This is a genomic window from Robiginitalea sp. (genome assembly GCF_049588695.1).
Classification (GTDB): Bacteria; Bacteroidota; Bacteroidia; order Flavobacteriales; family Flavobacteriaceae; genus Robiginitalea.
Window position 1 is genome coordinate 1 of record NZ_JBAVZJ010000520.1, and the last position, 7,124, is coordinate 7,124.

Here is a 7,124-nt window from a genome sequence, read left to right on the forward strand (position 1 = left end):
GGAAGTATGCGATCAAACTGCCACTGGTGGCAAGCCCGAATCGGATGGGTAAAGCAAAACGATATATGTTCATAGGTCTTTAGTTTAAGTAAAAGATAAGGGGTGTAAAGCAAATTTTATGATAAAATAGTGTTAAACCCTGAGCGGTTCCCTGTTTTACAGAAACAGTGAATTTTTGTATTCTTTCCTTTTTTAGTTTTCGGGCATTTGTCAGTATCTTGCAACTTCTTATTAAAAACCTGAATATGAAAAAATGGAAATTACTTGCGATCATCCTTTTTGTAGCCGGATTTATCCAGGCCCAGGAGGTTGCTTATGAGGAATATGACCTGGACAATGGACTCCATGTGATCCTGCATCAGGACAATTCCGCCCCTGTGGTAATCACTTCAATTATGTACCACGTGGGTGGTAAAGACCGAACAGAGGGTCGTACCGGATTTGCCCACCTTTTTGAACATCTGCTCTTTGACGGTTCTAAGAATATTCCCACAGGCGGATGGGATGAAATCATCTCAACCCGCGGGGGGCAAAACAATGCCAACACCTCTCAGGACCGAACCTACTATTACGAACTTTTCCCGTCGAATAATCTCGAACTCGGTCTGTGGCTGGAATCGGAAAGACTCCTCCATCCAACCATAAGCCAGGAGGCTTTGGACCGGGAAATTGAGGTCGTTAAAGAAGAAAGAAGACTACGGTACGACAATAGCCCTTATGGCCAATTGCTTCCCGTTCTCGGAAAGACGCTCTTTCAGGAGCATCCGTACAAAGATCCAAACATCGGGTATATGAGCGATTTGGAAGCAGCCACACTCGAAGATGTAAGGGCCTACAATGAAAAGTACTATGTGCCAAATAACGCTGTACTCGTCGTGGCCGGTGACCTGGATATCGCTAAAACGAAAAAAATGATTTCCGAATACTTCGGACCTATCCCAAGAGGGGCCGAGATTACACGGAATTTCCCAAAGGAAGCTCCCATTACCCAGGAAATTCGCGAGCAGGCTTACGATCCGAATATTCAGATTCCAGCTGCCATGGTAGCCTATCGCACTCCCGGATTCAGAGAACGAGATGCCCGTATCCTCGATATGATTTCTACCTACCTCAGCGATGGAAGAAGTTCCAAGCTCTATAAAAAACTGGTAGATGAACAAAAGCAAGCCCTTCAAATAGGGGCCTTTAACATCGGTCAGGAAGACTACGGGATGTATCTGATTTTTGGACTTCCTGTGGGAGAAACCTCCCTTCAGACCCTGGTGGAAGAAATCGAGGAGGAAGTGCAGGCTTTGCGTATGGGACTGATCTCCGAAAAGGATTATCAGAAATTGCAGAATAAGTTTGAAAACAACTTTGTAAACTCCAATTCCACCATTGCGGGGATTGCAGGTTCCCTGGCAACAAACTATATGCTTTACGGAGATACTTCCCTGATCAATAAGGAAATTGAAATATTCAGATCCATTACCCGGGAAGAAATTCGGGATGTGGCCATAAAATATTTAAAACCTACCCAGCGCGCGGTCATTGAATACTTGCCGGGTGATAAAATGGACAATTAAGACTATGAAAAAGCTTTTATTTACACTTGTATTGACCTTAGGAGCCCTTTCGCTCCAGGCTCAGATAGACCGGTCCAAAATGCCCGAACCGGGGCCGGCACCCAAAATCAACCTGGATAAGGCAGAGCAATTTAAATTGGGCAATGGCCTTACCGTCCTGGTTGTAGAAAACCATAAGCTTCCCCGTGTATCTATTCAGCTCGATATAGACAACCCCCCAATTTTCGAAGGAGACAAAGCCGGAGTGGCCAGCCTTACCGGGAGCATGATGGGAAAAGGTTCAAAAAACATCTCCATGGACGATTTTAACGAAGAAATCGACTTTATGGGGGCAAGCCTTGAAATTTATTCCCAGGGGGCTTACGGGTCCGGCTTGAGCAAATACTTCCCAAGACTGATGGAGCTCATGGCAGATGCAGCCCTGAATCCTAATTTTACCCAGGAAGAATTTGACAAGGAAAAGGAAAAACTGATCACGGGTCTGAAGACCTCAGAAAAGAGTGCCTCAGCCATCGCCAATAGGGTTCGCTATGCGCTCGCCTATGGGAAAAACAATCCCTACGGAGAATTCACCACCGAAGAAACCGTAAACAATGTTACACTGTCGGATGTAGAGCGTTTCTACACCGATTATTTTGTGCCCGCCAATTCCTACCTGGTCGTTGTGGGGGATACGGATGTCAAAGAAGTGAAAAAACTCGTGCAGAAGTACTTTACACCCTGGATCAAAGCCAGTCCTCCTAAATTTGAATTTTCAGACCCATCGGATGCCCAATACACACAGATCAACTTTGTGGATGTGCCTAATGCGGTACAGTCTGAGATTTGGGTAGAAAACCTGGTTGATCTTAAAAAGAATGATCCGGATTATCTGTCGGCGACCCTGGCCAACTTTGTCCTCGGAGGTGGCGGTTTTTCCGGGAGGCTAATGAAGAACCTGAGACAGGACAAAGGGTATACTTATAGTACGTACTCCTCCCTTGGAAATAGTAAATGGGGGTCTTCTACTTTTGGAGCCACTGCGGGCGTCCGCAATGCGGTTACCGATAGTGCCGTTGTCGAAATCCTCAAAGAGATCGATAATATGGTAGACCAACCAATTACGGAAAAGGATCTTGAACTTGCCAAGGCCAAATACGCCGGAAACTTTGTGATGCAGCTCGAGAAACCCTCGACTGTCGCCAATTATGCTGTAGATATCCTCCAACAGGACTTGCCTGAGGATTTCTACGAAACCTTCCTGGAGCGTATTGACGCTATTACCATTGAAGATGTACAACGAGTTTCCAGGGACTATTTTAAGCCCGGCAATGCGCGGGTAGTTGTCGCAGGTAAAGGGAGTGAAGTACTCGAAAATCTGGAAAAAATAACTTTTAACGGGAAACCGGTACCGATTAGGTACTATGATAAATACGCTACCCCAACGGAAAAACCGGACTTTGGCGGAGACCTGCCTGAAGGCGTAAGCGTACAATCTGTTGTCGACGCCTATTTTGAGGCCATCGGTGGCAAAGAAGCTGTTGATAAAATTCAATCTTTAAAATTGGTCTATGAAGGTTCGGCCATGGGTGCGACCATCAAAAGTGAAGAGTTGAGAACAGCAGACAGATACGCCCAAACCACCTTTATGAACGATGCCCCTATGATGGGCATTATAGCCAAAGGAGATGAGCTGTTTATGAAACAGGGCGGGAACAAAGTGCCGCTGCCTGATGGAATGAAACAGGACATGAAAAAGACCATGGGTATTTTTCCAGAACAGTCTTTTGCCTTGAATCCGGAAACAAAACTTGTTGGTATAGAAGCGGTAGAGGATGCCAAAGCATATCGGATTGATGTGCCTGGTGAGACCGTGCAGGCGAGTTATTTCTACGATGTGGAAACAGGACTTAAAATCAAGGAAGCTACGCTTATCAATATGAACGGCCAAACCCAGAATCAGGAGGCCCTGATTAAAGGGTACGAGGAAGTGGACGGGATCAAGTTCCCAGCATTGAAGATAAGTGCCATGGGGCCACAGCAAGTAGAAAGCAAATTGCTGGAAGCGGTAATCAACTATGAAGTACAGGAGTCTGACTTCAATTAGAAAGAAGAATTTGAATGGGTTAAGGGCGCTCCTGTCGGGGCGCCCTTTTTGTTTTATTTATAAGATAAATCCCAAAAAGGATAAGCAAGGCTGCACCCCCTTGCCCGAGGCTGAATCGCTCTCCGTCCAGGATACCCCAAAAAACACCCACAATGGGAATTAAATACGTGGTGGAAACTGAGAATACGGGCGTAGAGATTTGTATGAGCCGGTTAAACATTACTTTGGCTATGGCTGTGCCAAAAACGCAGAGCAGCCCGATGTAGGCCAGTGAACTCATAAAATGCGGTCCTTCTCGCACGGGTTCTGAAAGTGCTCCGGAAATAATCACAATTAAAAGCGCAGGGCCAATAAGAAAAACAAAATTCCCCGTGGCAATCCCCATCGGGCTAACATCCTGTAGCTTGCTCTTTATAATATTGGCATTAACGGCATAACAGAAAGAAGCCACCACCACGGCCGAGGTATACCAGTAGTTTTGATCCGGATTTACCGCACTTCCGAGGTAAATCATAAGCGCGGCTCCAGCCAATCCAACAATTACGCCTAATATTTGATTTATTGTAAAGGCTATTCGAAATAAGCCGTACCCCACAAAAATGGTAAATAAAGGTACCAGAGAGTTCAAAATAGACACCACCCCACTGTCGATTTCAGTTTCAGCCCATGCAAATAGGAACATCGGGATAAAACTTCCAAGCAGGCCACTAAGGCCCACCCATTTCCATTGTTGCCTGCTTATGGTTTTCAGGGATCCAAATCCGATCCCCAGCAGTATGAGCCCGGCCATCAGAACTCGAACCCCCCAGAGCTGGAGCGCAGTGAATCCTTCCAGGCCCTTTTTTATAAGTATATAGGAGCTGCCCCAGATGATCGAAAGGACCACGAGATAGAAAAGGCGCCTTCGGGAGTCGTTCATTTGTAGTTGAATTGGGTCAAAGTTCCTATTTTTGACAGAATAAATACCTATTATGAAAATCAGCTTTATCTATTCTCCTATTGCCGGGAGTATCGGCGGGGTCGCGGTAGTACTTCTAAGCCTTTTCCTGGCGCTATCATGTGCTGACAAAAAACAGACGGACACCCGTATGCAGGAGGTAATCGCCGTCCACGATTCGGTCATGCCGAAAATGGGTGAGATCGGACAATTGATATCCCGGCTCAAACCCCTGGCGGATAGCACGGCCAGCGACTCGCGTTACGCGAATGCCATTTCAGACCTTGAGCAAGCCAATACAGCCATGATGGATTGGATGCAGGGTTTTGGGGATCGGTTTGACTATGCAGAAATCCAGGAAGGAAAAACACTAAGCGCTCAAAAATCCGAATGGCTGGATGAAGAGTTGGTCAAAGTAAAAGAGATGGCCAGGGCGATGAATGAGAGTATCTCTCAGGCCGAATCCCTTTTAAAAAATAGTGCTTCGCCGGAATAAACCCTAGGTAAAAGGAAGGTTGGCAAGGTCCACATTACCTCCCGAAATAACGATTCCCACCCGTTTACCCTTAAACCGTACCGGATCTTTAAACACCGCTGCCAGTGCCACGGCACTGGAGGGCTCCACGACGATTTTCATGCGTTCCCAAATCAGGTGCATGGCCTGTATAATTTCGCCCTCTGTGACCCGGAGTATTGTCCGGACGTACTGCTGAATTACAGGAAAGGTATACGATCCCAAAACCGTTTTAAGCCCATCGGCAATGGTATCCGTACTTTCATTTCCCATAATCCGGCCAGCCTGCAGGGATCTGTAGGCATCGTCAACAGCCAGCGGCTCTGCCCCGATTGCTTCGCAAGGGCCACCAAAAAAAGCCGTGGCCAATGCTGTCCCCCCAAGCAAACCGCCTCCACCAACCGGAACGACGATGTGATCCAGGGTCTCCACTTCTTCCAGCAGCTCCAGGGCTGCAGTCCCCTGACCCAGCATAACCATAGGATCATTTGAGGGATGTATAAATATCGCCCCTGTTTCTTTACCTATCCGTTCCGCCTCAGCTTCACGGGCCTCCAGGGTCGGTTCACATTCAAAAACCGATCCTCCGTATTGGTCAACGGCCCGCTTTTTTACTCCCGGGGCGTTTTTGGGCATGACTATATAGGCAGGTATATTCAGGGATTGGGCAGCCAGGGAAAGGGCCTGGGCAAAATTTCCCGAGGAATGAGTGACCACTCCGGGTAAATGCCCCTCCTCTTTCTTTAACAAGGTTGCATGTGTAGCCCCCCTCATTTTATAAGATCCACCCCTCTGAAAATTCTCGCACTTAAAAAACAATGTGGCCCCGGTGCGCTCATTTAAAAGATGGGAGGTCAGCACAGGGGTTTTGTGGATATAGGGTTGGATTTTACTGTGGCATTCGCGAAGCGCTTCCGGGGTGTAGGAGGACATATCGGATGTGTTGGGGTTACTCAGCCTTCCATCTGATCGACTCTACGATGCGACGTATATCCTGTTGCAGATAGTCGGCCGCCGGAAGAATCGAATCGTAATTGGGTTTGGCGTAAAAATACAGAGATCCTGTCACAAAATGGTTTGTGCTGTCAGTGACGTAGAACTGGGATTGGGAAGCGGCATCCCCTTTGACTTCATAGAACATTCCAAAAACCCGGTCCTGCCCATTCATAAAAGGCTGTTCCAGAATATTATCGGCTTTGACCACATGTTCATAGGAAAGCTTCTGAGCGTCGGACAAAAGTTCTTTTATATTGCCTTCCACCGGTTTGTAAGAGAGGTATATACTCCCTTTCATTTCCCTGTAATCGAGCACGAGGTTACAGCCGTCCTGAAAATTGGGCTGGGCTAAAAGATTGTAGTCAAAAACAAAAGGGCAATCGGATTCCATCCTGCTGTAATTCTGTTCCGGGTACTCCAGACGGAGCATTGCCCGTGGTTTTGGTACAGGTTCGTCTTTACAGCCAATAAGTCCAAATGCCATAAAGACCATCAAAAGGCAGATACTATTTCTCATGCGGCAGGGTTACTTTAATTTGCTTCAGGCGTTTCTTATCGATGCTTTCAACCGTAAAATTGAAACCTTTAAAGGGTATTTTTTCACCTCGTTTAGGAAATCTTCCTGAAATTTCCAGCACAAAACCAGCTATCGTTTCAGATTCTCCTTTATGCGCTTCAAATTCTGTGTCGTCTTCTATTTGGGCCGCCCGATAAAAATCCTTGAGGTTGGTTTTACCTTCAAAAACGAAATTGTATTCGTCTAATTTGGAATACACCAGATCCTCATCGTCAAACTCATCGCTGATGTCTCCTACAATTTCCTCGATAACGTCTTCGAGGGTGACAATACCCGAGGTACCCCCAAACTCATCTACGACTACGGCCAGGTGGTTTTTTTTATTCTGAAATTCCAGGAGTAAATCATCCAGCTTCTTATTTTCGGGTACAAAGAAGGGTTTGCGAATCAGGGTGGTCCAGTTAAAGGTTTTCCGCTCGAGATACGGAAGGAGATCCTTTACATAGAGG

Annotated in this window: 7 protein-coding genes; 3 read left to right on the forward strand and 4 right to left on the reverse strand. The window is 46.6% G+C overall.

What is annotated here, in order from left to right:
- The first annotated feature begins 245 nt into the window (after positions 1 to 245).
- Together WBV75_RS12060 and WBV75_RS12065 are read left to right on the forward strand one after the other, a co-directional pair.
- Positions 246 to 1,565: a M16 family metallopeptidase gene (locus WBV75_RS12060; protein WP_424120841.1), complete on the forward strand. Its 1,320-nt coding sequence runs from the start codon at positions 246 to 248 to the stop codon at positions 1,563 to 1,565.
- Between the two features lie 4 nt (positions 1,566 to 1,569).
- Entirely contained in the window at positions 1,570 to 3,651 is a 2,082-nt protein-coding gene (locus tag WBV75_RS12065) for a M16 family metallopeptidase (protein ID WP_424120842.1), read from the forward strand.
- A gap of 19 nt (positions 3,652 to 3,670) precedes the next feature.
- Here the strand turns inward: WBV75_RS12065 and WBV75_RS12070 are convergent, their stop codons facing one another.
- Positions 3,671 to 4,570 carry a DMT family transporter gene (locus WBV75_RS12070; protein ID WP_424120843.1) on the reverse strand — a complete coding sequence of 300 codons (900 nt, stop codon included), beginning with the start codon at positions 4,568 to 4,570 and terminating at the stop codon, positions 3,671 to 3,673.
- A gap of 52 nt (positions 4,571 to 4,622) precedes the next feature.
- On the opposite strand from WBV75_RS12070, the gene WBV75_RS12075 reads away from it, so the two are divergent.
- Positions 4,623 to 5,084, forward strand: a complete 462-nt coding sequence (locus tag WBV75_RS12075; protein ID WP_424120844.1) for a hypothetical protein — start codon at positions 4,623 to 4,625, stop codon at positions 5,082 to 5,084.
- 3 nt (positions 5,085 to 5,087) lie between these two features.
- Here the strand turns inward: WBV75_RS12075 and WBV75_RS12080 are convergent, their stop codons facing one another.
- From WBV75_RS12080 to WBV75_RS12090, 3 genes are all read right to left on the reverse strand, one after another.
- Positions 5,088 to 6,035, reverse strand: coding sequence for a pyridoxal-phosphate dependent enzyme (locus WBV75_RS12080; protein ID WP_424120845.1), 948 nt, complete (start codon positions 6,033 to 6,035; stop codon positions 5,088 to 5,090).
- A 16-nt stretch (positions 6,036 to 6,051) separates the two neighbouring features.
- On the reverse strand, positions 6,052 to 6,615 hold the full coding sequence (gene gldD, locus WBV75_RS12085) for a gliding motility lipoprotein GldD (protein ID WP_424120846.1): 564 nt from the start codon (positions 6,613 to 6,615) through the stop codon (positions 6,052 to 6,054).
- A partial coding sequence (locus WBV75_RS12090) for a transporter associated domain-containing protein (RefSeq protein WP_424120847.1) occupies positions 6,605 to 7,124 on the reverse strand: 520 nt, incomplete at its 5' end. The genes WBV75_RS12090 and gldD, both read right to left, overlap by 11 nt.